This window comes from Streptomyces purpurogeneiscleroticus (genome assembly GCF_020024005.1).
GTDB classification, from domain to species: Bacteria; Actinomycetota; Actinomycetes; order Streptomycetales; family Streptomycetaceae; genus Streptomyces; species Streptomyces purpurogeneiscleroticus.
The window spans coordinates 1-22,190 of sequence record NZ_NHSG01000219.1; the positions used below are offsets into that span (position 1 = coordinate 1).

Here is a 22,190-nt window from a genome sequence, read left to right on the forward strand (position 1 = left end):
GGCGACACCGCGCAGGCCGGCAGCGCGCCCCCGCCGGCCTGCGCGGTGTCGCCCGAGAAGTGCAGGGCCGTGGCGTAGGAGGGGCCCTCGCCGCGGCGCAGCGTCCCGTAGGAGACGGGCAGCCGGGTGCGGGACCACATGCGCTGCGGCAGCGGCTGGAGGACGGCGAGCGGACCCTGCCGGGCGAGCCGGTGCAGCAGCCGGTGCGCGTGGCCGCTGCGCCACAGGGGACCCGCGCAGTCGCTGACCAGGACGGTGACGCGGCGGCCCGTGGGGTCGCTGAGCTGGTCGGCCGAGCGTAACGGCGCGTCCGCCGCCTCGAAGCGGCGGGACACCGCGGGGCGGCCGTCCGGCCCCTGGTGCAGGAACTGCACCTGCACGTCACGGAAGGCGCCCAACTGGGCGAAGACCTGCTGGAGTTCGTGGAGCAGCCGCTCCCAGACGCACATCGAGGAGGACGCGTCCATGATCAGCTGGAGCGACGCCTCGGCCCGCGCCCCCGCGCACCGAGGCCCGGCAGGACGGTCCCGGCGCCCGGCCCTTGCCGTCCGCCGTGCCGCCGCCGCCCTCCCGCTCCGCGGCGGCCCCCTGCGGCCGGCACCACTGCGCCAGCCACAGCGCGTCGGCCAGCTCCCCGGCATCCGGGTCCAGTCCGGCACCGCGCAGCGCCGCGACGACGTCGGCCCAGCTCTGCGGGGCGGTGGGGCGTCCTGCACGGTCCCGCATCACACGCTCACCTCGGCCGGTCGAGGCGCTGGATGAGCAGGTCGGCGAGCCGGTCGCGACTGGTGGGGGCGGCCTGATGGGTGAGGTGGATGGCGTTCAGCAGCTGGTCGGCGGCGAGCAGTTCGCTGCGGGACCGCTCCAGGAAGCGGGCGATCAGGTCGTCCCCCGCGCGGGCCGCCTCCTCGCCGAGGTGTGCCCGGACGACCGTGGCCAGCCGCTTGTGGTCGGGCTGGCCCAGCTCCAGGTGGATGCAGCGGCGCAGCAGCGGCGCGGGGAAGTCCCGCTCGCCGTTGCTGGTGAGGATGACGAACGGGAAGGCGTGGCAGCGTACTCGCCCGTCGCGGATGCGGACCTTCTGCCCGTCGTCGGTGAGCACCTCCACCTCGGGCTCCCGCTCCGCCAGCCGCTCCAGCTCGGGGATGGCGAACTCGCCCTCCTCCAGGACGTTCAGCAGATCGTTGGGCAGGTCGATGTCGCTCTTGTCGAGCTCGTCGACGAGCAGGACGCGCGGCTGCGCGGTGGGCAGCAGGGCCGTGCCGAGCGGGCCGAGCCGGATGTAACTGCCGATGCCGCCGGCCGTCGCGGCCTGTGCGCCGGGCCCGCCGGCCACCCGGCTGCTCGCGGCGATCTGCACGTCCTGGAGGCGGGCGATGGCGTCGTAGCGGTACAGCCCGTCGCCCAGCGTCGTCCGGCTCACGACCGGCCAGCGCAGTACCCTGCCGAGCTTCAGCTCATGGGCGACGGCATGCGCGAGAGTGCTCTTGCCGGTGCCGGGATTGCCGGTGACCAGGAGCGGACGGCGCAGGTACAGCGCGGCGTTGACGATCTCCAGCTCCTCGGCGCTGGGCCGGTGCATCTCCGCGACGTGCTCGCCGAGCCGCCGGGTGGAGGAGCTGTCGGTGGCGGGGCCGGGCGCGACGAGCGGGCCGCCGTCGAAGTCCCGCCAGGGCGGCGGGTCGGGGAGCGCGGCGATGCCGTCGTGGGGCTCGCCCGTGCCGCGGTAGATGAGCCATTCGTTCGGTCCGCTCACTGCGAACTCCTCGTCGGTGGTGGGTCATCGGCGGTAGCGCACCGGCCACGCTCCGACCGTATCGGGACGGACCGCGACCCGGTAGAAGCACACGGAAACCGGTGGGAGCACGCCCGGAACCGGGTGCCCCTCACGGCGTCTCCAGCACATCGTCCGCACCCGGCAACGGCCGTCCGGGATCGTCGTACAGCAGCGTGATGCCGCGTGACCAGTACGCTTCCGGCTCCGCCGCGCCGATGCCGGCCCGCAGCTCACGGACGGCGGCGGGCAGCCGGTGGGCGGTCGTGCCGCTCTTGACCGTGCGCAGTATCCCGCGGTGGTACTCCCCGCACACCGGGTCCATGCGCTCCCTGCGCCACAGTGCCACCGGGTGGCCGCTGCCGACGATCCGGCGGATCGCCGCGGACCCGCCGTCGCCCCCGGGGACCCGGCACAGCACGGGGAAGGACCGCGGCCCCAGCTCCCGCAGCAGGTCCGCCGTCACCTCCTCGGCGCGGCCCTCGTCGCAGTCGACGCAAGAGTGCTCCATGCCGTCCTCGTGCAGCCGCGTCCAGCGCTCCTGCGGCCCGGTCCCCGGGTCCGCGCCGTCCCCCTCGCCGCACGCCGGTCCCGGCGGCCGGTCGGCACAGCGCACCACCACCGGCCGCAGCTCCCCTATCGGTCTGCTGCCCGGCGGTATCCGCCAGGTGTCCACGTCCAGCTCCAGCAGCGCCTGTCTGAGCGCGACTTCGAGGACGGCCGGGCGGCCGGGCTCGTCACTGCGGCGGAACGCCTCGCTCAGCGGTCCGGCCAGCTCGGCGGGCAGGTCGGCCAGCGCCGTGCCGTGCCGGCCCTCGCCCAGCGGCAGGTCGCCGGAGGGTCTGCTCGCGGTGAGGTACCAGTCGAACCGGCCCTGCTCCCAGGCCCGTTCGGTGATCTCCAGCAGGACGGAGGGCAGCGGGCCGCCCGCGGCCGCGTGCTCGCCGGTGCGCCGGCCCCGGCCGACCGCGCGGGCCCGCACCCGGGCGTGCCACTCGGCGCCCAGCCGGTGCCTGGCCAGCGGCGGCAGCTCGGTCTTCGCCAGGTCGCGCACCCAGCCCCAGACCGCGTCCACCGCCTCGGCCGTCGCCGGATAGGGGTGCTCGGCGGTCGCCGCGTACACCGCGTACCGCAACACGGCTTCCAACTCGCTGTGCTCATCGCGCAGTTCGAGGCGGTCGAGGTAGACCTCCAGCCCCTCGCGCCAGCCGCGGGGCGCGGGCGAGAGCCCCTCGCCGCGGCGCGGCAGCAGCTCGTCGACCAGCGCCACCAGCGCGGGCGTGCCGGCCGGCGGCGGCAGCTGGGCGAGCAGGCCGTGCAGCACCACCCGGCGCTTGGGGGTCAGCGCCGCGACCGTGGCGGCCGAGGCGGGCAGCCCGCTCTGCGCCTCGGTCCAGGTGTCCCGGGCCTCGCTGACGTCGGCGTGCCGGTCGGCGTGGTACCGGTCGTGGGCGTGCAGGACACGGTGGTACGGGTCGTCCTCCTCGCGGCCGATCGGGGCGCCGGGGACGCCGATGCGGCGCAGCTGGGCCAGCGCGATGCCGAGCCCGCCGTCGCGCGCCCCGCCGCGCCGCCCCTTCAGTACGCCGATCACCTCGCCGCGCTCGACGTCGACCAGCGGACCGCCGGAGAGCCCCTCCGGCATCTCGTCCTCATTGCCGAGCCGCAGCAGGCCGTCGCCGCCGAACTCGCCGCGCACGGTGCACCGTCCGTCGAACGCGCCGACCGTCCCGGCGATCTCCGTGTACCCGAAGTAGGCGACCCGCTCGCCGCCGTGCGCCCGCACCGTGCGCGGCGAGAGCCAGCAGCAGGGGTGCGCGGTGGGCTGGAGCAGGCGGATCAGGGCGAGGTCGGGCGCCGGCAGCAGGCCGGCCGTGCGCACGGCGGGCTCGGCCCATTCGACGCGGCCGCGCGCGCTGCCTCCTTCGAAGCTCACGCCCACTTCGCCCCCCTCGCCCTCCAGCGCGACATGGGCGCAGGTGAGCACCCAGTTGGGGGCGACGAAGAAGCCGCTCCCCCACAGCGGCGGCTCCGGCGGCCCACCGTGGGGATACCCGTCGGGGGCGGCGTGGATGCGCACCGTCGCCGCCTTGACGAGCGGGGCGAAGCGCCGGGAGAAGTACGCGTCCGGATCGTGCGCCCCGTTCATGCGCCGCCCCCGGTCCCGCCCTCCGCGAGGTCGGCGGGCGGGCCGCCCTGCCAGGTGAGGGTGACATTGATGGCGGCCTTGGCCTCGCCGTCCGCGAGCAGCCCGACCAGGGTCCCCGACTTCCCGCTCAGCTCGATGCCGAACTGCACGCTGACCTCGTCGGGCCGCAGGCCGCGCAGCGCCCCGGCCAGCGACCGGGCGACGCCGTGCACCAGCCCGTCCAGGCTCTCCACCCGCCCGACGATGCGGTCGCTGAAGAAGCCGCTGTCGGCGTAGTCCGTATCCTCGGCGCCGGATATCCGGGCCCAGACGGGCGTGCCGTCCGGCAGTTCGATCCGTGCGACACGCGTCGCGTCCTCGCTCATGCCACCCCCCGCTGACACCTGCGCCAGGAGTCCGGCCCCGGTCCGGTGCCGATGCGCGGCCCCCGACCGCCGCTGCCTATCCTGACCTGGAATGTCCTTACCCCTACCCCCTTAGCGGAGCGCTCACGTGTATTTCACCGACCGAGGTATCGAGGAGCTGGAGAGCCGGCGCGGCGAGGAGGAGGTGACCCTCGGCTGGGTCGCCGAGCAGCTGCGTACGTTCGTCGACCTCAACCCCGACTTCGAGGTCCCGGTGGAGCGGCTGGCGACCTGGCTGGCGCGGCTGGACGACGAGGACGACGACGAGTGACACGGAGCGCCTGACCTCTGGCGCAGGGCGCTTGACTTCCCCATACCGCGATATATCGTGTTCCCAAGGGAACACGATATGTTGCGTTGTCGCACACAGGGGAGGCACGTCATGTCAGCGAGCAAGGAGTGGCCGGACGGCCCGGCCGAGGTGGCCGAGCCGCGCACGCTCGACATCGACGCGCCGGTGAACACGCTGCAGGTACGGGTGTACGGCGGCACGGTCAACGTCGTCGGCAGCACGACGGCCGACCGTACCCGCGTCGAGATCACCGAGATCGACGGCCCGCCGCTCACCGTCTCCTGCGAACACGGCACGCTCACCGTCGGCTATGACGACCTCCCCTGGCGGGGCCTGCTGAAGTTCCTCGACCGCAAGGGATGGCAGCGCAGCGCCGTCGTCTCGGTGACCGTCCCGGCCGCCGCCCGGGTCGAGGTCGGCGCGGTCGGCGCGAGCGCGGTGCTCTCCGGCATCACCGGCCGTACCGAGCTGCGCGGCGTCTCCGGCGACGCCACCCTGGTACGGCTGACCGGGCCGGTCCGCGCCGAGACCGTCACCGGCCGGGTCGAGGCCCAGGCCGTCACCGGCGACCTGCGGTTCCAGTCCGTCTCCGGCGATCTGACGATCATCGACGGCGGCGGCAGTTCGGTACGTGCCGAGTCGGTCACCGGCGACATGGTCGTGGACCTGGACCCTGCGGCGGAGGGCACCGACGTGCATCTCACGACGGTCTCCGGCGAGGTCGCCATCCGGCTGCCCGACCCGGCCGACACCGAGGTGGAGGCCAGCACCACCAGCGGCGCGGTCTCCAACGCCTTCGACGACCTCCGGGTCGGCGGCCAGTGGGGCGCCAAGAACATCACCGGACGGCTCGGCGCGGGCACCGGGCGCCTGAAGGTCACCACCGTCTCCGGCTCGCTGGCCCTGCTGCGCCGCCCGCGCTCCGAGGACACCCCCGCCGAGGACACCCCCGCCGACCCGCCCGCCGACAAGAAGGTGCTGTAGAGCCATGCCCCCCGTCTTCGCGCACGGCCGCCTCCGTCTGTATCTGCTGAAGCTGCTGGACGAGGCGCCCCGCCACGGTTACGAGATCATCCGGCTGCTGGAGGAGCGCTTCCAGGGCCTGTACGCGCCCTCCGCCGGCACGGTCTACCCGCGCCTCGCCAAGCTCTCCGACGAGGGCCTGGTCACGCACGCCACCGAGGGCGGCCGCAAGGTGTACTCCATCACCGAGGCGGGCCGCGCCGAACTGGCGGCCCGCGGCGGCGAACTGGCCGAACTGGAGCTGGAGATCCGCGAGTCCGTCGCGGCGCTGGCCTCCGACATCCGGGAGGACGTCAGCGGTTCGGCGCGCGACCTGCGCCGCGAGATGCGCGAGGCCGCGCAGGCCGCCCGCCGGCAGACCGCCCGCAACGGCAGGCCGGGCGGCACCGACTCCCCCGGCCCCTCCGAGGCGTTCGACCGCGGCCCCGACGACCCCGACGCGTGGCGGCACGCCAAGGAGGAGTTCCGGCGCGCCAAGGAGGAGTGGAAGGAGCAGGCCCGGCGGGCGAAGGAGGAGAGCCGGCGGGCCAAGCAGGAGGCGCAGCGCGCCCGTAAGCAGGCCAAGAACGCCAAGGACTCCGCGCGCGAGGAGGTCCAGGAAGTCATCCGCCGGATGCAGGAGCGGGCCCAGGAGCAGGTGCGCTCGGGCGACTGGCCGGGCGCGGTGCGCGACGTGCTGTCGGAGGTCTCGCGCGAGGTCGGCCGCTTCACGGACGGCTTCGCGGCGGCGTCCGGCACCCCCGGGCCGACGGCGTCCGGTACCACCGGGTCCGCGGCGTCCGGTACGGCCGGTCCGGCGCCCGCCGAGCCGGCCTGGGCGCACGAACCGGCCACCGGCGATCCGGCCCGCGATCTGGACCGGCTGCTCGACCGGTTCCGCGACGACCTCCGGGACGCCGCGCGCGACCACGGCGTGGACGAAACGCAGTTGGCGGCGGCCCGGCAGCACCTCGCGACGGCCGCCGCACACATCGGCGCGCTGCTGCGCCGCCCCCCTCAGTAGTCACCCACAGTTATTTTCGAAGGGCCGGGTTCACCCCAGGTAATCGGGGGAACCCGGCCCTTCGCAGGGCCGCCGTCCGTACTCGGACCGGCCGCGGCATTCCGCCGATCCTTGGCCTTGCTCACGCTTGACGTCAACTCTTCTTGTTTCATACGTGTCTTGAAGGTCATGAGGTATGCGATGTCGGAGTACCCCGCGGTTGCCCGCCGACTGTGGCACCACATCGAACCGCTGCACGCCATCCTCTACTTCGCCCCCGAGGCGTTCGAGGAGGCGGCGGCGCTCGGGTACGACGTCGGAACCCGCTGGCCCAGCTACTTCGCCTGGCGCACCGCGCCGCTGGGCGCCGCCGGGCCGGAGCTGGTGTCCGCCACGTACTACAGCTTCAGCCCGCGCATGGTCGAGCAGTACGTGCCGCTGATCTGGTCGACGGCCGCGCCCTCGAAAGTGCTGGAGGCCCGGCTGCACGCGATGGACCGCGCGCTGCGCCGGCTGATCGGCGACCGGCTGACCAAGGAACAGCTCGCGGAGGCGGCCCGGCTGGCCCGCCAGGCCGCGGAGAACGCGATACCGGCCGCCCGGCCGCTGGCCGCCGCCAATCTGGACCTGCCCTGGCCCACCGAGCCGCACCTGGAGCTGTGGCAGGCGCTGACCGTCCTGCGCGAGCACCGCGGCGACGGGCACCTGGCCGCGCTGCTCACCTCGGGGCTGGACCCGTGCGAGTCGCTGGTCTCGTTCGCGGCGGTGGGCGCGGCGCCGGAGAAGCACTTCCGCAGCCGCGGCTGGACCCCGCAGGAGTGGCACGAGGCCCGCGACCGGCTGGCCGCGCGCGGCTGGATCGCGCCCGACGGCCGCGCCACCGACCGCGCCCACGAGGGCCGGGAGGCGGTCGAGCGGCTGACGGACCAGCTGGCCGCGGGCCCGTGGCGGGCGCTGGGCCGGGCCCGCGCCGACCGCCTCGCCCAGCTGATCACCCCGCTGCTGACCGCCGTCTTCAAGTCCGGCCATCTCCCGAAGACCACCACACTGGGGATCAGCACGATCCGCATCGCGTACTGACCCCCGGCGCCCCGCAGCGGCGTTCAGGCCGCCCGGGACCGCTCGGCGAGTACCCGCTCGACCTCGGCGCGGGTCACGCCGTGCTCCGCCAGCACGACCGTGGCCACGCCGGTGCCGGTGGTCAGTGCGAGCAGCAGGTGCTCGTCGCCGATGTGCTTCTCGCCGCGGCCGAGCGCGATCCGCAGCGACCGCTCCAGTACGCCCTTCGCCTCGCGGCTGAAGGGGCGCCGCCCGAACCGGCCCTGCTTGCGGGGCTCCGCCAGGGCGCCCACGCCGTGCTCGGCCTCCACCCGCGCGACGATCTCCCCGACGTCGATGCCGAGCCCGGCCAGCGCCTCGGTGTCGGCCGACGAGAGCCCGCCGCGGCGGCGCGCCTGCGCCAGCGCCTCCTCCAGCGCCACCCGGCGCGCGGGCACCCCGAGCGCCGCCAGCGCCCCGGCCGCGACCGTGCCCTCCCGGTCCAGCAGCGTCAGAAGCAGCTCCGCCTCGCCGACCGTGCCGCTGCCCGTGCGCTCCGTCCGGGCGACCGCGCCGCGCACGACCTCCCGGGCGCTCACCGTGAACTTCTCGAACATCAGCGCCTCCCGTGCTTCTTGTGGACCGCCTGCCGGCTGACCCCCAGCTCGTCGGCGATCTCCTGCCACGACCAGCCCTTCGCGCGGGCGCTGCGCACCTGCACCGCTTCCAGCTGCTCCAGCAGCCGGCGCAGGGCGGCGACGGCCCGCAGCCCGATGCGCGGGTCCCGGTCGCCCGCCCGCTCGGCGAGTTCCGTTGCTTCGGTCATGGCGTCAATGTAGGTTGACGCCCGCCTCGCGTCAACCCTAGTTGACACCAGCCGCGTGATGGTCCGCCCCGTTCTGCAGACCGGCCAGGACGGCAGCGGGGTCGCCGTGCCGGGAGACCGCGCCGGCGATCTTCTCCTGGAGCGCCGCCCGCACCCGCGGCCAGCTCTTCGCGCCCATCGGCTGGAACTGGACCTTCGGCAGCTGGTCGACGAACGGCCACAGCGGCCGGTACACGGCGTCCGCGCGCATCTTCTCCGCGGCCGGCACGGTCACCGGCAGGGTGCCCTGCCCGCCCGCGTAGTGCACCGCGTTGTCGGTGCTGTAGAGGAAGTCCAGGAACGTGCCGATCTGCTGGGCGTGCTGGTGCTGTTTGAAAGCCACCAGCCAGTCCGAGAGCCCGGCGGGCGTCGCCGCGCCGCCCGCGCGCCGGGGGAACGGCACTGTTCCGTACGGGACATCGGCCTTGTCGGCCATCGGTATCAGCACCGGGTGGGCGAGGACCATGCCGACCTTTCCGCCGACGAAGCCGCGGTACGCCTCGGTGCGGTTGAGGGCGGGGCCCTTCGGCCCGGTCAGACCCGGGGCGACCAGGCCGTCGCGCACCGCGGTCAGCGCCGCGGTGTTCTCGGCGGAGTCCAGGGTGTAGCCGCCGCTCATACCGACATAGCCGCCGTTGTTGCCGAGCAGCCAGCTCAGCGTCTCGTCCTCGGCGGCCTCGGGACCGGTCTGCAGCGCGTACGGCGTCTGCACGCCGGCGGCCTTCAGCGCGGCCGCGGCGCGCTCGATCCCGGCCCACGAGGTCGGCGGGCGCTCGATGCCGGCCCGCGCGAAGAGCTTCTTGTTGTAGAAGAGGCGCGGCGTACTGGAGCTGAAGGGCATCCCGTACTGCACGTGGTGGATCTCGCCCGCCCTGGCCAGCGCGGGGACGAAGTCGGCCTGGGTGCCGATGGAGAGCGTCTCGTCCGCGCTGTACAGCTTCCCCTTCGCCGCGTACGGGGCGAAGATGCCGGTCTGCGCGATGTCGGGCGCGTCACCGGCCGCGACCCGCGCGGCGACCGTCTTGTCCAGCCGGGTGTACGGCACCGGGTCCACGTGCACCGCGATCTCCGGGTGCCGCTTCTCGAAGGCGTCGACGACGTGCTTCCAGTAGTCGGCCGAGGAGCGGGCGGTGCGCTGACCGTAGTCGGCGACCACCAGGTCGAGCGTGACGTCCGCGTCGCCCGCGGCGCCCGCGCCGCCGCACGCGGTGAGCGTCAGCGCCAGCGCGGCGGCCAGCCCGGCCGCCCTGCGGGCGGTGCGCTGCCCGCCCGCCCTGCCGGTCGTCGTGACCACCGTTCCGGAAAGAGAAAAGGGCGCGCGTCGCCGCCGTAAGAACATGTCCGCCTCTGTGCCGAAGTCCCGCTGGCGAGCGGGTGGTTCCCCCGGCCGTACCCTCCGCCATTCCTGCGCACATGATCGCCCACCGGCGGCGCGGGAGCGCGGAAATCAGCCGCCCGCGGTGAACGTGACGACGGCGGCGACACCGTCGGGCCCTGCGTCCAGTTCGGCACCGGTGCCGGCGGGCAGCAGCGCGGCGTCGTAGTGACCGAGCCGCACCGGTTCGGCGCTCCCCGCGGGCGTCAGCAGCACCGCGCCGGCCACCGCGGCGACCAGTACCGCACCCTCCGGGTCCGGTGCCGGGCGCACCGCGTACCGGCCGCGGGCCATCGCCACCTCGGCGGCGCACCGCCCGTCGCGCACCATCACGTTGAAGTTGACGACGGGCCCGGCGGCGAGCCGGCAGTCCGTGGCGGCGGCGCCGGGGAAGGAGAGCGGCCGGAACCGCTCGGTGACGGCGGTCCGCTCCCCGTCGATGGTCAGCTCCATGCCGCCCCCGGCGACCATGGTGAGGATGCGCCGGACGCCGGGCAGCGGGGAGTACGGACCGTCCCGGTCCACGTCCGCCAGGCTGACCCGCCAGTCGAAGGAGTCCCAGCCCGCGCCGGGCGGCCCGGCGGCGATCTCCCGGGTCACGCCGCCCCCGTTGCTCCAGGGGGCGGCGGCGCGTCCGGCGGCCGGCAGCAGGTGTACGCGGTCCATCAGACGGTCAGTACGACCTTGCCGAAGAGGTCACCCTCCGCCATCTTGGCGAAGCCCTCGCGGGCCCGGTCCAGCGGCAGTTCGGAGTCGATGACCGGCTTGACGCCCTTGGCGGCGCAGAAGCTGAGCAGGCTCGCCAGCTCGTCCTTGTCGCCCATCGTCGAGCCGACGACCTTCAGCTCCAGGAAGAAGATGCGGTTCAGCTCGGTCTTCTCCGGGTTGAAGCCGCTGGTGGCGCCGGAGATCACGAGCGTGCCGCCGGGCTTGAGGGACTTGACCGAGTGCGACCAGGTCGCGGCGCCGACGGTCTCGATCACCGCGTCGACCCGCTGCGGCAGCCGCTCGCCGGTCGCGAAGGCGCCCTCGGCACCCAGGTCCAGCGCCCGCTTGCGCTTGGCCTCGTCCCGGCTGGTGGCGAAGACCCGCAGGCCCGCCGCCGCGCCGAGGACGATCGCCGCGGTGGCCACGCCGCCGCCCGCGCCCTGGACCAGTACCGAGTCCCCGGGCCGCACGCCGGCGTTGGTGAAGAGCATCCGGTACGCGGTCAGCCAGGCGGTCGGCAGACAGGCGGCCTCCGCGAAGCTGAGCTCCTTGGGCTTGGGCAGCACGTTCCAGGTCGGGACGGCCACCTGCTCGGCGAAGGTGCCCTGGTACCGCTCGGTGAGGATGGAGCGCGGCTCCCCGGGGCCGACGCCGTGGCCGGTCTGGCCGATCACGGAGTGCAGGACGACCTCGTTGCCGTCCGCGTCGATACCGGCCGCGTCGCAGCCGAGGATCATCGGGAGGGCTTCTTCGCCGAGCCCCACACCGCGCAGCGACCAGAGGTCATGGTGGTTGAGGGAGGCGGCCTTGACGTTGACGGTCGTCCAGCCGGGGCGGACCTCGGGAGCGGGGCGCTCGCCCAACTCCAGGCCACTGAGCGGATCGTCACGGTCGATTCGGGCGGCGTAGGCAGCGAACATGATCCCAACGTAGGCCGAGGGGCGTCGTTGCGGAACCACTACGCGGTGTGACACGCGCCGCGCCCGTAGGGGCGCGGGGAACTGCGCGACCAGCCCCCACGGCGCCGCAGCCGACCGACCACCCCACGCGCGTACGCGCAAACGGTCCGGGCCCGCTCCCCCGAAGAGGAGCGGGCCCGGACCACAGGCGGCAGCGCGTCAGCGACGGGCCACGCCCTCCGCACGCGCGGCCGCGGCCACCGCGGCCGTCACCGCAGGGGCGACCCGCTCGTCGAACGGCGACGGGATCACCTTGTCGGCGCTGAGCTCGTCGGCCACCACCGCGGCGAGCGCCTCGGCCGCGGCGAGCTTCATGCCCTCGGTGATCTTCGAGGCACGCACCTGGAGGGCGCCCGCGAAGATGCCCGGGAAGGCGAGCACGTTGTTGATCTGGTTCGGGTAGTCGCTGCGCCCGGTGGCCACGACCGCGGCGTACTTGTGCGCCACGTCCGGGTGGATCTCCGGGTTCGGGTTGGCCATCGCGAAGATCAGCGAGTCCTTCGCCATCTTCGCCACCGCCTCCTCCGGGACCGTGCCGCCGGAGACGCCGATGAACACGTCCGCGCCTTCCAGCGCGGATTCCAGGGAGCCGGTGAGGCCGCCCTTGTTCGTGAAGCCGGCCAGCTCGCGCTTGACGTCCGTCAGGTCCTCGCGGTCAGCGGAGACGATGCCCTTGCGGTCGCACACCGCAACATCGCCGATACCGGCCTCGATGAGGATCTTGGCGATGGCGACGCCCGCCGCACCGGCGCCCGAGATGACCGCGCGCAGCTGCCCCAGCGCGCGGTCGGTGAGCTTGGCTGCGTTGCGCAGCGCGGCCAGCGTGACCACGGCGGTGCCGTGCTGGTCGTCGTGGAAGATCGGGATGTCCAGCTTCTCCTGAAGCCGGCGCTCGATCTCGAAGCAACGCGGCGCGGAGATGTCCTCCAGGTTCACGCCTCCGAAGGAGGGCGCGAGCCGCACGACTGTGTCGACGATCTCGTCGGTGTCCGTGGTGCCGAGCGCGATCGGCACCGCGTCGACTCCGCCGAACTGCTTGAAGAGGATGGCCTTGCCCTCCATCACCGGGAGGGACGCCTCCGGGCCGATGTCGCCCAGGCCCAGCACCGCGGTGCCGTCCGTGACCACGGCGACGACCTGGGACTTCCAGGTGTAGTCGTGGACGAGCTCGGGCTGCTCGGCAATGGCGCTGCACACCTTGGCGACACCGGGCGTGTACGCGAGGGACAGGTCGTCCCGGTCGCGCACCGGCACCGTCGCCTGGACGGCCATCTTGCCGCCGCGGTGGAGCGCGAAGGCCGGATCGAAGGGCTCTTCGTCCGTTTTGCTGTCGCTGCGAGGATTGACGATCTCCGCTGCCACTGTTCTGACCCCTTTGTCGTAAATCAGTTGAGGGTGACCGCTCCCTGGTTGCAGAGCGGGCGGGCACCGCGTCCGGGCCCTGCGCCGCGGATGGCCGCCGCGCGGGGGGAGGTACGGACGCCGGGCGCGCCGCACACGCGCCCTGAGCCCCGGATGAGGGGTGTAACGACCCTTTGTACCCGACGGGCGTGCACCCCGACGAGTCAGATTGGTTACCCTCGCGTACGCAATTCTGACAATAGCCGCGAACCGCTCGAAAAGCCGGACGGATGGATCATCTTCCGTCCACATACCGAGACTTCCGGTCCATGCCGTCTCCGCGGCGGTCCGAGCGGGCCCGCTATACACCGCTGACCAGCCTCGCCACGTCCGTTATGCGATTTTGACCTCTTCAGCAGTCCGAATAACGGAGTCCGGATGGCAAGATTCCGTGACCGAACGAGGTCGCGATGCCCGATGGTGTGCGCCCGGCCCCGCCCGGCCGGCTCCCACTTCCCGTCCTTAGTCGGCTGAATCCGTTCCGCAGCAGGAGGAAACGCATGACCGCAAGTACCCGCCGTCGCCCGGCCTCCGGCAGGTCCCGTACGGCCGCCGGCGCAGCGACAGCGGTCGTGGCCGCCCTCCTGCTCAGCGGCTGCGGCGACCAGACGGACGCCGCCATCGCCAAGCGCGAGGCCGCGAAGACCCGCAATGTGCACGCTCCGCTCTTCAAGAAGCTCCCCAAGGCCGTCCAGGACAAGGGCTTCCTCCAGGTCGGCTCGGACGCGACGTACAAGCCGGTGGAATTCCGGAAGAACGGCGCGATCGTGGGCATCGACCCCGACCTCGCCGCCGCCATGAGCAAGCAGCTGGGCGTCAAGCTCAACTTCAACAACGCCACCTTCGACACCCTCATGGGCGGCCTGAAGTCCAAGCGGTACGACATCGCCATGTCGGCCATGACGGACACCAAGGAGCGCCAGGAGGGCATCGACTCGACCACCGGCAAGAAGATCGGCGAGGGCGTCGACTTCATCGACTACTTCAACGCCGGCGTCTCGCTCTACGTCCAGAAGGGCAAGAGCGACACCGTCTCGGACTGGGCCGACCTGTGCGGCAAGTCCATCGCCGTACAGCGCGGCACCGTCTCGCACGACTACGCCAAGGACGAGGCGAAGAAGTGCAAGAAGGACGGCGAGGAGACGATCTCCATCGAGGCGTTCGACAACGACTCCGAGGCCCAGACCCGGCTGCGCACCGGTGGCGTGGACGCGGTCTCCAGCGACTACCCGGTCGCCGCGTACGCCGTGAAGACCTCCGGCGGCGGCAAGGACTTCGAGGTCGTCGGCGACCAGGTCGAGGCCGCTCCGTACGGCATCGCCGTCCCCAAGGGCCAGGAGCAGCTGCGCGACGCCCTCAAGGCCGCGCTGGAGGCGACGATCAAGAACGGGGAGTACGCCAAGATCCTCGAGAAGTGGCAGGTCAAGGACGCGGGGGTCAAGGAAGTGAAGATCAACGGCGGCTGAGTCCGCCGCCCCTTCCGCCCACCGAACTCCGCCGAACCCCGAAAGGCAACACCCGTGTCTGTCGACGTCGACAAGGCGGCCAGGCCGCCGCAGGACGCTCCCCCGCCGCTGCCCGAGCCGATCAAGGCCGTGCCCGTGCGCCACTACGGCCGCTGGATCGCCGCCCTGGCGGTCATAGCCGTGCTCGCGCTCCTCGTCCGGGCGTTCGCGACCGGCAACGTCAACTGGGACGCGATCCCCGATTACCTCTTCAACTCGGACATCCTGCGCGGTCTGCGCAACACCCTCCTGATCACCGTGCTGTCCATGGTGATCGGCGTGGTGCTCGGCGTGATCCTCGCCGTGATGCGCCAGTCCAAGAACCCGGTGACCTCGACCGTCGCGTGGTTCTACATCTGGTTCTTCCGCGGCACGCCGGTCTACGTCCAGCTCTTCCTCTGGTTCAACCTGGGCCTCGTCTTCCAGTACATCGACGTCATGCCGATCTACAAGGACGAGTGGTCGGACTTCATGACCCCGTTCCTGTGCGCGCTGCTCGGCCTCGGCCTGAACGAGGCCGCGTACATGGCGGAGATCTGCCGCGCCGGCCTGACGGCCGTCGACGAGGGCCAGACCGAGGCCGCGCACGCGCTCGGCATGAGCCACGGCAAGACCCTGCGCCGGATCGTCGTGCCCCAGGCGATGCGCGTCATCGTGCCGCCGACCGGCAACGAGGTCATCAACATGCTCAAGACCTCCTCGCTGGTGATCGCGGTCCAGTACTACGACCTCCTGCAGTCCGCGCAGAACGTCGGCCGGGACTCCGGCGTCGTCGTGGAGATGCTGATCCTCGCCGCCGTCTGGTACCTGGTCGCCACCAGCGTGCTCAGCGTCGGCCAGTACTACCTGGAGCGCCACTACGCCCGCGGCTCCAGCCGCCAGCTCCCGCTCACCCCGCTGCAGAAGGCCAAGGCCAAGCTGTCCGGCGGCTCCAACCACCCCGCCGGAGGTGCCGCATGACCGCCGCCAAGTCCGCCGCGAAGGCCGTCCCCATGGTCAAGGCCGAGGGCGTCCACAAGTCCTTCGGCGCCGCGCACATCCTCAAGGGCATCGACCTGGAGGTCGCGCCCAAGGAGGTCTTCTGCCTGATCGGTCCGTCCGGCTCCGGCAAGTCGACCTTCCTGCGCTGCATCAACCACCTGGAGAAGATCAACGCCGGCCGGCTCTCGGTCGACGGCGAGCTGGTCGGCTACCGCGAGCACAACGGCAAGCTGTACGAGCTGCGCGACCGTGAGGTCGCGGCCCGCCGCCGCGACATCGGCATGGTCTTCCAGCGCTTCAACCTCTTCCCGCACATGACCGCGGTGGAGAACGTCATGGAGGCGCCCGTCCAGGTCAAGGGCGAGTCCAAGGCGTCGGCCCGCGAGCGCGCCCTGAAGCTGCTGGACCGGGTCGGCCTGAAGGACAAGGCCGGGAACTACCCGTCCCAGCTCTCCGGCGGCCAGCAGCAGCGCGTGGCGATCGCCCGCGCGCTCGCCATGGAGCCCAAGCTGATGCTCTTCGACGAGCCGACCTCGGCCCTCGACCCGGAGCTGGTCGGCGACGTGCTGGACGTCATGAAGGACCTGGCCGCGGACGGTATGACCATGGTCGTGGTCACCCATGAGATGGGCTTCGCCCGGGAGGTCGGCGACTCGCTGGTCTTCATGGACGACGGCGTGGTCGTCGAGTCCGGCCACCCGCGCGACGTCCTGACCAAGCCGCAGCACGAGCGCACGAAGTCGTTCCTGTCGAAGGTGCTCTGAGCACGCGGTAGGAGGAGGGGGCGGTACGGGCCACCGGCCGGTACCGCCCCCTCGTGCGTCCGGGGCCTACTTCAGCCCCAGCACCATCGCGTCCGACGGCGACGCCCAGACCGTGCGGGCCTCGCCGAACCCGGCGTCCCGGAGGGTCTGCGCGTGCCACTCCGCCGAGGGCGTCTCCCCTTCCGCGTGCTCGCCGTAGATCTCGAACCGCTCGGCGGTCGGCCCGGCCAGCACCGGGTCGGCGGCGGCGAGCGCCCACCATTCCTTCCAGTCCACCGCGCCGGCCGCCTTGGCCGCGTCCATGCGGGCGTGCCGCTGCGCCCGGTCGGCGGCGTTCAGCCGGGGCGTGGCGGGGTCCGGCATGTGGTCGGCGTTCAGGAAGACGCCGCCCTCCCGGACCAGGCCCGCCAGCTGCCCGTACAGCACGCGCAGCTCATCGCTGTGCAGCCAGTGCAGCGCGGTGGCGGTCAGTACCGCGTCGTACGTCTCGTACGGCAGCTTCGCCGGCCACTCCGGGTCCTTCAGATCGGCCCGGACGAACTCCACCCGCCGCTCGCCCGCGAAGTACCCCTCCGCGATGGCCAGCAGCGCCGGGTCCAGATCGACGCCGGTACTGACGGCCTTCGGCAGCCGCTTGAACAGCCGGTCGGTAATACTGCCGGTGCCGCACGCGAGGTCCAGGACGCGCGGCTCGGGGCCCACCACCGCTTCGACCATGTCCAGCATCACCCGGAACCGCTCCTCGCGGTCCGGCAGGTACCACTCCTGCTGCCGGTCCCAACTGTCCTGCCACGCCTGCCAGTCCGTCTGTGCCACGGCCTCGGTCACCGGAACCCCTCCCGCCTGTAATACCCTCGGACAGACAACGCCCATTACGGGCTCAGTACGCAGACTAGCCCGCGCTCGGTAAGGACTACAAGTGGAACTGGCCTATTACTCGGACTACGCCGTGCGGCTGGTCAACAGCGAGCAGCCGGAGCGCGGCACCGACACCCTGACCTCCGTCGAGGCCGTACGCGCCCTCTTCGGCCCCGCCCAACACACCGCCCGGCGGGCCACGGAGGCCGACGTGACCCGGCTGCGCGCCGTACGGGCCCGGCTGCGCGCGATCTTCGAGGCGGCCGCCGCCGGCGACGAGGTACTGGCCGTCGACCTGCTCAACGCCCTGCTCATCGAATTCCCGGTCAGCCCGCAGGTCTCCGGGCACGAGCTGCGGGACGCCGACGGCCGCCCCGACTGGCACCTGCACATCGCGGACCACGCCGCCAACGCCACCGCCGGCTACACGGCCACCGCCTGCATGGGCCTGGCCGTCCACCTCACCGAACTGGGCGTGGACCGCCTCGGCAGCTGCCAGGCGGCGCCGTGCCGCAACGTCTACCTGGACACCTCGACCAACCGCTCCCGCCGCTACTGCTCCGACCGCTGCGCCACCCGCGCCAACGTCGCGGCCTACCGCGCCCGCAAGCGCCGCGAGAGCGAGGGCGCGGACGGCGCGGACGGCTAACGGCGGACGTTCCGTACCGGCCGGACCGCCGACACCACCCACGACAGCACCCCGGCGACCGACCGCCGCATCTCCCGGGGCGGCCGCACCCGCAGCCACGCACGCGCCACCACCAGCTCGTCCGGCACCGTGCCGAACTCCCGACTGTCGTTCTCCACGAACGGGTTGTCCCCCTGCACCCACCAGCCGCCCGCGCGCCGCTCCACCGCCCGCTTGACGATGAGCAGATCCTGCCGGAAGGGATGTTTCAGGACGATCACATCGCCTGGCCGCACTACCGCGCCGTACCGGACCACCAATTGGTCCCCGGGCCGCAAAGTGGGCACCATCGAGGGGTTGTACACCTCGGCGAGACCGATCGTCCGGAGCGGTCCCCGGCCCCCCCGGCCCTGCTCCTGCCCCTGATCGGGCCAGCGCTCATGCACCTGCTCCGGCATCCGGCACCTCCTGGTCCAATCCTCCACCGGCCCCAGCTTCCCACCGGACTTTTGCCCTAAGACCCCCGGCCCACCCGAGAAAAGCCTTCCCGTACCGAGTAATCTCGCACCTGAGAAGACGATCACGAGGAAGGACTGAACATGCTTTCCCGCCTGTTCGCCCCCAAGGTGAAGGTCAGCGCCCACTGCGACCTGCCCTGCGGTGTCTACGACCCGGCCCAGGCCCGCATCGAGGCCGAGTCGGTCAAGGCCGTCCAGGAGAAGTACCAGGCCAACGAGGACGCCGACTTCCGCACGCGCGCCATCGCCATCAAGGAGCAGCGCGCGGAGCTGGCCAAGCACCACGTCTCGGTGCTGTGGAGCGACTACTTCAAGCCCCCGCACTTCGAGAAGTACCCGGAGCTGCACCAGCTGGTCAACGACACCCTCAAGGCCCTCTCGGCCGCCAAGGGTTCGAACGACCCCGCCACCGGCCAGAAGGCCCTGGACTACATCGCCCAGATCGACAAGATCTTCTGGGAGACCAAGAAGGCCTGACCCGGGCCCACCGACCGCACCCGGTCCGCAGGCCGCCGCACCCGGCGGCCATGGCGGGCCGGGTGCGGTCTTTTTCGAGCGGCAGCGGAACAGACCCGCTACCACCCGGGGACGGAGGCGGCGGTCACGGGGCTGCGACGGGTCAGTCGGACGGAGCGTGCGGTGGGGCGATGCCGGGTGGGTTGAGGGCGTAGGCGATGCCGGTGTCGGGGGTGGTGCCGTAGCCGGCGTGGAAGGCGGCCTGGTAGGCGTCGTCGCCGATGAGGCGGCGGGCCTGCTGCTCGCACGCCTCGCGGGCGGCGACGAGTTCGGGCATGCCCTTCTGAGGGGCGCCGAGGGTGCGCCAGAACTGCTCGCCGGTGCCGAGGAGCCGGGCGGCCCGCTCGGCGTGCCGGGAGGCGATCGCCGTGGAGGCGAGCAGGTCGATGGCCATGGCGATGCCGATGCTGTCGTGAAGACGGTGCTTGCCGTCGAGAGCGGTGCGGGCATGGACCGCGGCCTCTTCCGTGCGTCCCACTCCCAGCGCGGCGAGCGCGCGCAGGTAGTCGCCCCACGCACGGCACCAGATCTCGCCGCGCCGGTCGCATTCGGCGCACAGCTCGTCGGCGACGGCCGCGGCCCGGTCGAACTGCCCGAGGTGGATGTGGACGAAGGCCCGGCTGCCCCGTGCCATGAACCACGCCCCGCCGTAATGCCCGCCGGGCGGCGGGGAGTGCGGCACCGCATCGAGCACCTCCGCCGCCCGCGCCTGCCGCCCCGTCTCTGTCAGACCGATGCCCTCAAGGCAGACAGCGGCGATGGGAGCGGTCTCGTCGGTGTCCTCGGCCACGGCTTGCCTGAAGGCGGCGGTGAGGCGGTGGCCGGTCTCGTTGTCACCCTGGACGGAGGCGGCGCACCCGCAGGCCCACAGGGCCTTGGCACGGGCCGGTCCGGCTTCGGAGTCGGTCGCCAGGGCCCGCTCCAGATAGTGGCGGCCTTCCCGGATGAAGCCGCAGGCGATCCAGAAGAACCACAGTGCCCCGCCGATCTCCAGCGCGGTGTGCCCGTCTTCCTCGGCGAGGCAGAGGTCCAGCGCGGCGCGGAGGTTGTCGTGCTCGGTGGTCATCCGGTCGTGCCAGGCGATCTGGCCGGACCCCATCCAGGCGGCATCCGCGCGGTGGGCCAGTGCCTGGAAGTAGTCCCGGTGGCGGTGGCGCAGGGTGCGTTCCTCGTCCAGGGCGCACAGCCAGCCGGCGCCGTACTCGCGGACGGTGTCCAGCATTCCGTAGCGCTGCCCGTCCCCGGTCCGCTGCCGGGTCAGGAGGGAATGCGCGGCCAGCCTGTCCAGCAGGGCCGGGATCATCTCGTCGGGCAGCCGATCGTCCGCACACACCCGGCGCGCCGCTTCCGCATCGAAGCCCCCGGCGAACACCGACAGCCGCGCCCACAGCAACCGTTCGCGCGGGGTGCACAGCTCATGGCTCCAGCCGATGGCGGTGCGCAGCGCCTGATGCCAGGGAGGATCGGCGTCGTACACCAGCTCGTCGGTGGTGCCCAGAACGGCGAAGCGGTCGTCCAGCCGTGCGGTCAGCTCGGCCACGGACAGCTCGCCGAGCCGTGCCGCGGCGAGTTCGATGGCCAGGGGCAGCCCGTCCAGACGGCGGCACAGCCGTACCAGATCCGCCAGGCCGGCGTCGGTGACCATGAAGCCGGGCACGGCCTCGGCGGCCCGCTCGCTCAGCAGGACCACGGCGTCCGTCTGCGACGCCGCCGGATCGTCGTCCTTGGGGACCGGCAGCGGGTCAACGGTCAGCAGCCGTTCCGTGCGCAGGCCCAGCGGGCGGCGGCTGGTGACCAGTATGTGCAGTCCCGGCGCGGCAGCGAGCAGTAGCTGGACGGTCAGCTGGCAGGCGTCGATCAGGTGCTCACAGGTGTCCAGGACGAGCAGCACTTCCCGGTCGGTGAGGTAGTCGGCCAGCACGTCGATCATTGGCCGCGTCGTCTGGTCCGCCAGCGCCAGGGCCTCGGCGATGGTGTGCGCCAGCAGCGCGTCCTGCCGCAGCGGCGACAGTTCCACCAGCCAGGCCCCGTCCCGGAAACGGGGTTGCATGGCCCGCGCGGCCTCCACGGCCAGGCGGGTCTTGCCGACCCCGCCGACACCGGTGAGCGTCACCAGCCGCGCCCGCCCGCACGCCTCCCGTATGTGCGCGAGCTCCGCCTGCCGCCCGACCAGCCGTGCCGTCTCAGCGGGCAGATTCCCGATCCGCCGCAGCGGCTTCGTCGTCTTCATGATCGTCTCTCGTCGATCCGAATAGGCCCATGGCTCATGCCTCGGGCTGTTTCCCTTGCCGGGGAGAGGAGTCTTCCGAAGTCCCACACGAGGCATCGGAGGAAGGACGGAAATGCCCAAGGGCGGGCTGTGGCGGATGATGGCGCAGTAAGGAGGCAGTCATACCGTGCAAGGACGCGGACAGGCTGAGCGAGAATTCGGTCATCGCCGACTTACGCGACGCACAGACCCCAACCGGGTCGCGGCACCGGCTCGGTGCGGTGGTCGCTGTCCCCGTCGGTCAGGACCGGCGGGGACGGTGCGGGACCGGTCGTGGTGCCGGAGTGGCGTTCCGTGACCGGCCACGCGTGGCGGAATGCCGCTCCGTGACCGCCCGCGGGTGCCTGCCGGCCCGGTCAGCGGGTTTGTCTCCGGGAGCAAGGGGTTACCCGTGGGGCGGCCTTCCCTGAAAGGACCGATCGGGGCATGTGATCGTATGAAGGAATCGTCCGCCGCCGCGGAGCTGGTGCTGGCCGCTGCCGCCGAGGAGGACGCGCGCGGGCTCCCCGAGCGGTTGTGCGAGGTGCTGTGTACGGCCCTCCCGGTGGACGGGGCGACGATCTCGCTGCTCACCGATACGCCCGACCGCCAGCTCCTGCACGCGTGCGGCGAGTCGGCGCTGCGGCTGGAGGAGATCCAGTTCACGCTGGGCGAGGGTCCGTGCGTGACGGCGGCGGCGACCGGGCGGGTGCAGATCGTGTCCGATCTGCACGGCCGGCTGACGCAGTGGCCGATCTTCGGCGCCGCGGCACGCCAGGAACTCCAGCAGGTCGGCGCGGTGTACGCCTTCCCGATGACCGACGGCGGCGGGGAACCTCCGCTGGGCTCCATCGACCTGCTGCGGTACGAGCCGTGGGAGCCGGACGACGAAACCGTACGGGAGTGTGTGCGGGCCACGCGCGCCGCGACGGTGGCGCTGCTGACGGCGCCGTCCGCGCTGCCCTGGAATCCGACGCCGATGATGGACGCGCACTGGGGCCGCACGCACCGCGCGGCCGGGGGGCTCTCCCAGGAGACGGGCGTACCGGTGGCCGAGGCGCTCGCCCGGCTGCGCGCCGACGCGTTCGTGACCGGGCGGCCGCTGCCCGAGATCGCGGAGGAGACGCTGGCCCGGCTGCGCGGCGGGCGGCGCGGCGGCGGGTCCGCCGACGACGGCCACGGCCGGTAGCCGCTGCCGAAGC

The 22,190-nt window shown here is 72.6% G+C and carries 21 protein-coding genes and 2 pseudogenes; 10 read left to right on the forward strand and 13 right to left on the reverse strand.

Annotation, left to right across the window (positions count from 1 at the left end; translation table 11 throughout):
• The 4 genes and pseudogenes from CCS38_RS14210 to CCS38_RS14225 form a co-directional block, all read right to left on the reverse strand.
• Window positions 1-467: pseudogene (locus CCS38_RS14210) on the reverse strand (SAV_2336 N-terminal domain-related protein); the annotation flags it as partial.
• Window positions 468-733: 266 nt separating this feature from the next.
• A complete protein-coding gene (locus CCS38_RS14215) occupies window positions 734-1,756 on the reverse strand; it encodes an AAA family ATPase (protein WP_223733619.1) in 1,023 nt (340 codons plus the stop codon).
• 130 nt (window positions 1,757-1,886) lie between these two features.
• Window positions 1,887-3,923 (reverse strand): VMAP-C domain-containing protein, encoded by a 2,037-nt coding sequence (locus CCS38_RS14220; protein ID WP_223733620.1) that lies wholly within the window; start codon window positions 3,921-3,923, stop codon window positions 1,887-1,889.
• Between the two features lie 29 nt (window positions 3,924-3,952).
• Window positions 3,953-4,288: pseudogene (locus CCS38_RS14225) on the reverse strand (CU044_2847 family protein); the annotation flags it as partial.
• Window positions 4,289-4,415: 127 nt separating this feature from the next.
• Here CCS38_RS14225 and CCS38_RS14230 point away from each other — a divergent pair.
• From CCS38_RS14230 to CCS38_RS14245, 4 genes are all read left to right on the forward strand, one after another.
• Window positions 4,416-4,598 carry a DUF6104 family protein gene (locus tag CCS38_RS14230; RefSeq protein ID WP_030258837.1) on the forward strand — a complete coding sequence of 61 codons (183 nt, stop codon included), beginning with the start codon at window positions 4,416-4,418 and terminating at the stop codon, window positions 4,596-4,598.
• 111 nt (window positions 4,599-4,709) lie between these two features.
• Complete coding sequence (locus CCS38_RS14235) at window positions 4,710-5,603, forward strand: DUF4097 family beta strand repeat-containing protein (protein ID WP_223733621.1); 894 nt, start codon at window positions 4,710-4,712, stop codon at window positions 5,601-5,603.
• Window positions 5,604-5,607: 4 nt separating this feature from the next.
• The gene (locus CCS38_RS14240; protein WP_223733622.1) at window positions 5,608-6,645 is read left to right on the forward strand and encodes a PadR family transcriptional regulator; all 1,038 of its coding nucleotides are present in this window, start codon (window positions 5,608-5,610) and stop codon (window positions 6,643-6,645) included.
• Between the two features lie 180 nt (window positions 6,646-6,825).
• Window positions 6,826-7,704, forward strand: a complete 879-nt coding sequence (locus tag CCS38_RS14245) for an SCO6745 family protein (RefSeq protein ID WP_223733623.1) — start codon at window positions 6,826-6,828, stop codon at window positions 7,702-7,704.
• Between the two features lie 23 nt (window positions 7,705-7,727).
• Here the strand turns inward: CCS38_RS14245 and CCS38_RS14250 are convergent, their stop codons facing one another.
• The 6 genes from CCS38_RS14250 to CCS38_RS14275 form a co-directional block, all read right to left on the reverse strand.
• Window positions 7,728-8,279 (reverse strand): Clp protease N-terminal domain-containing protein, encoded by a 552-nt coding sequence (locus CCS38_RS14250; protein ID WP_223733624.1) that lies wholly within the window; start codon window positions 8,277-8,279, stop codon window positions 7,728-7,730.
• Window positions 8,279-8,488: a helix-turn-helix domain-containing protein gene (locus CCS38_RS14255; protein ID WP_052867809.1), complete on the reverse strand. Its 210-nt coding sequence runs from the start codon at window positions 8,486-8,488 to the stop codon at window positions 8,279-8,281. Before CCS38_RS14255 ends, CCS38_RS14250 begins: the two co-directional genes overlap by 1 nt.
• 37 nt (window positions 8,489-8,525) lie before the next feature.
• The gene (locus CCS38_RS14260) at window positions 8,526-9,821 is read right to left on the reverse strand and encodes an extracellular solute-binding protein (RefSeq protein WP_223733625.1); all 1,296 of its coding nucleotides are present in this window, start codon (window positions 9,819-9,821) and stop codon (window positions 8,526-8,528) included.
• A gap of 153 nt (window positions 9,822-9,974) precedes the next feature.
• The gene (locus tag CCS38_RS14265) at window positions 9,975-10,568 is read right to left on the reverse strand and encodes a HutD/Ves family protein (RefSeq protein WP_223733626.1); all 594 of its coding nucleotides are present in this window, start codon (window positions 10,566-10,568) and stop codon (window positions 9,975-9,977) included.
• Window positions 10,568-11,530, reverse strand: coding sequence for a zinc-binding dehydrogenase (locus CCS38_RS14270; RefSeq protein ID WP_223733627.1), 963 nt, complete (start codon window positions 11,528-11,530; stop codon window positions 10,568-10,570). The genes CCS38_RS14265 and CCS38_RS14270 overlap by 1 nt, the downstream gene beginning before the upstream one ends.
• A gap of 198 nt (window positions 11,531-11,728) precedes the next feature.
• Entirely contained in the window at window positions 11,729-12,931 is a 1,203-nt protein-coding gene (locus tag CCS38_RS14275; protein WP_223733628.1) for an NAD(P)-dependent malic enzyme, read from the reverse strand.
• Window positions 12,932-13,470: 539 nt separating this feature from the next.
• On the opposite strand from CCS38_RS14275, the gene CCS38_RS14280 reads away from it, so the two are divergent.
• From CCS38_RS14280 to CCS38_RS14290, 3 genes are read left to right on the forward strand one after another with little or no spacing between them, the layout of a single operon-like run.
• On the forward strand, window positions 13,471-14,436 hold the full coding sequence (locus CCS38_RS14280; RefSeq protein WP_223733629.1) for an ABC transporter substrate-binding protein: 966 nt from the start codon (window positions 13,471-13,473) through the stop codon (window positions 14,434-14,436).
• 54 nt (window positions 14,437-14,490) lie between these two features.
• Window positions 14,491-15,435, forward strand: coding sequence for an amino acid ABC transporter permease (locus CCS38_RS14285; protein ID WP_223733630.1), 945 nt, complete (start codon window positions 14,491-14,493; stop codon window positions 15,433-15,435).
• A 32-nt stretch (window positions 15,436-15,467) separates the two neighbouring features.
• Window positions 15,468-16,220 carry an amino acid ABC transporter ATP-binding protein gene (locus tag CCS38_RS14290; RefSeq protein ID WP_030258870.1) on the forward strand — a complete coding sequence of 251 codons (753 nt, stop codon included), beginning with the start codon at window positions 15,468-15,470 and terminating at the stop codon, window positions 16,218-16,220.
• Between the two features lie 66 nt (window positions 16,221-16,286).
• On the opposite strand, the gene CCS38_RS14295 is transcribed toward CCS38_RS14290, so the two are convergent.
• Window positions 16,287-17,048, reverse strand: coding sequence for a class I SAM-dependent methyltransferase (locus CCS38_RS14295; protein ID WP_223733631.1), 762 nt, complete (start codon window positions 17,046-17,048; stop codon window positions 16,287-16,289).
• Between the two features lie 91 nt (window positions 17,049-17,139).
• On the opposite strand from CCS38_RS14295, the gene CCS38_RS14300 reads away from it, so the two are divergent.
• Complete coding sequence (locus tag CCS38_RS14300) at window positions 17,140-17,727, forward strand: CGNR zinc finger domain-containing protein (protein ID WP_223733632.1); 588 nt, start codon at window positions 17,140-17,142, stop codon at window positions 17,725-17,727.
• Here CCS38_RS14300 and sodX read toward each other — a convergent pair.
• A complete protein-coding gene (sodX, locus tag CCS38_RS14305; RefSeq protein WP_223733633.1) occupies window positions 17,724-18,164 on the reverse strand; it encodes a nickel-type superoxide dismutase maturation protease in 441 nt (146 codons plus the stop codon). The two genes, CCS38_RS14300 and sodX, sit on opposite strands and share 4 nt — an antisense overlap.
• Window positions 18,165-18,305: 141 nt before the next feature.
• Here sodX and sodN point away from each other — a divergent pair, with 141 nt between their 5' ends.
• Window positions 18,306-18,701, forward strand: a complete 396-nt coding sequence (gene sodN, locus CCS38_RS14310) for a superoxide dismutase, Ni (RefSeq protein WP_223733634.1) — start codon at window positions 18,306-18,308, stop codon at window positions 18,699-18,701.
• Window positions 18,702-18,843: 142 nt separating this feature from the next.
• Here the strand turns inward: sodN and CCS38_RS14315 are convergent, their stop codons facing one another.
• Window positions 18,844-20,970, reverse strand: a complete 2,127-nt coding sequence (locus tag CCS38_RS14315; RefSeq protein WP_223733635.1) for an ATP-binding protein — start codon at window positions 20,968-20,970, stop codon at window positions 18,844-18,846.
• Between the two features lie 475 nt (window positions 20,971-21,445).
• Between CCS38_RS14315 and CCS38_RS14320 the strand changes: the two genes are divergently transcribed.
• Window positions 21,446-22,177 carry a GAF domain-containing protein gene (locus tag CCS38_RS14320; protein ID WP_223733636.1) on the forward strand — a complete coding sequence of 244 codons (732 nt, stop codon included), beginning with the start codon at window positions 21,446-21,448 and terminating at the stop codon, window positions 22,175-22,177.
• Window positions 22,178-22,190 lie beyond the last annotated feature (13 nt).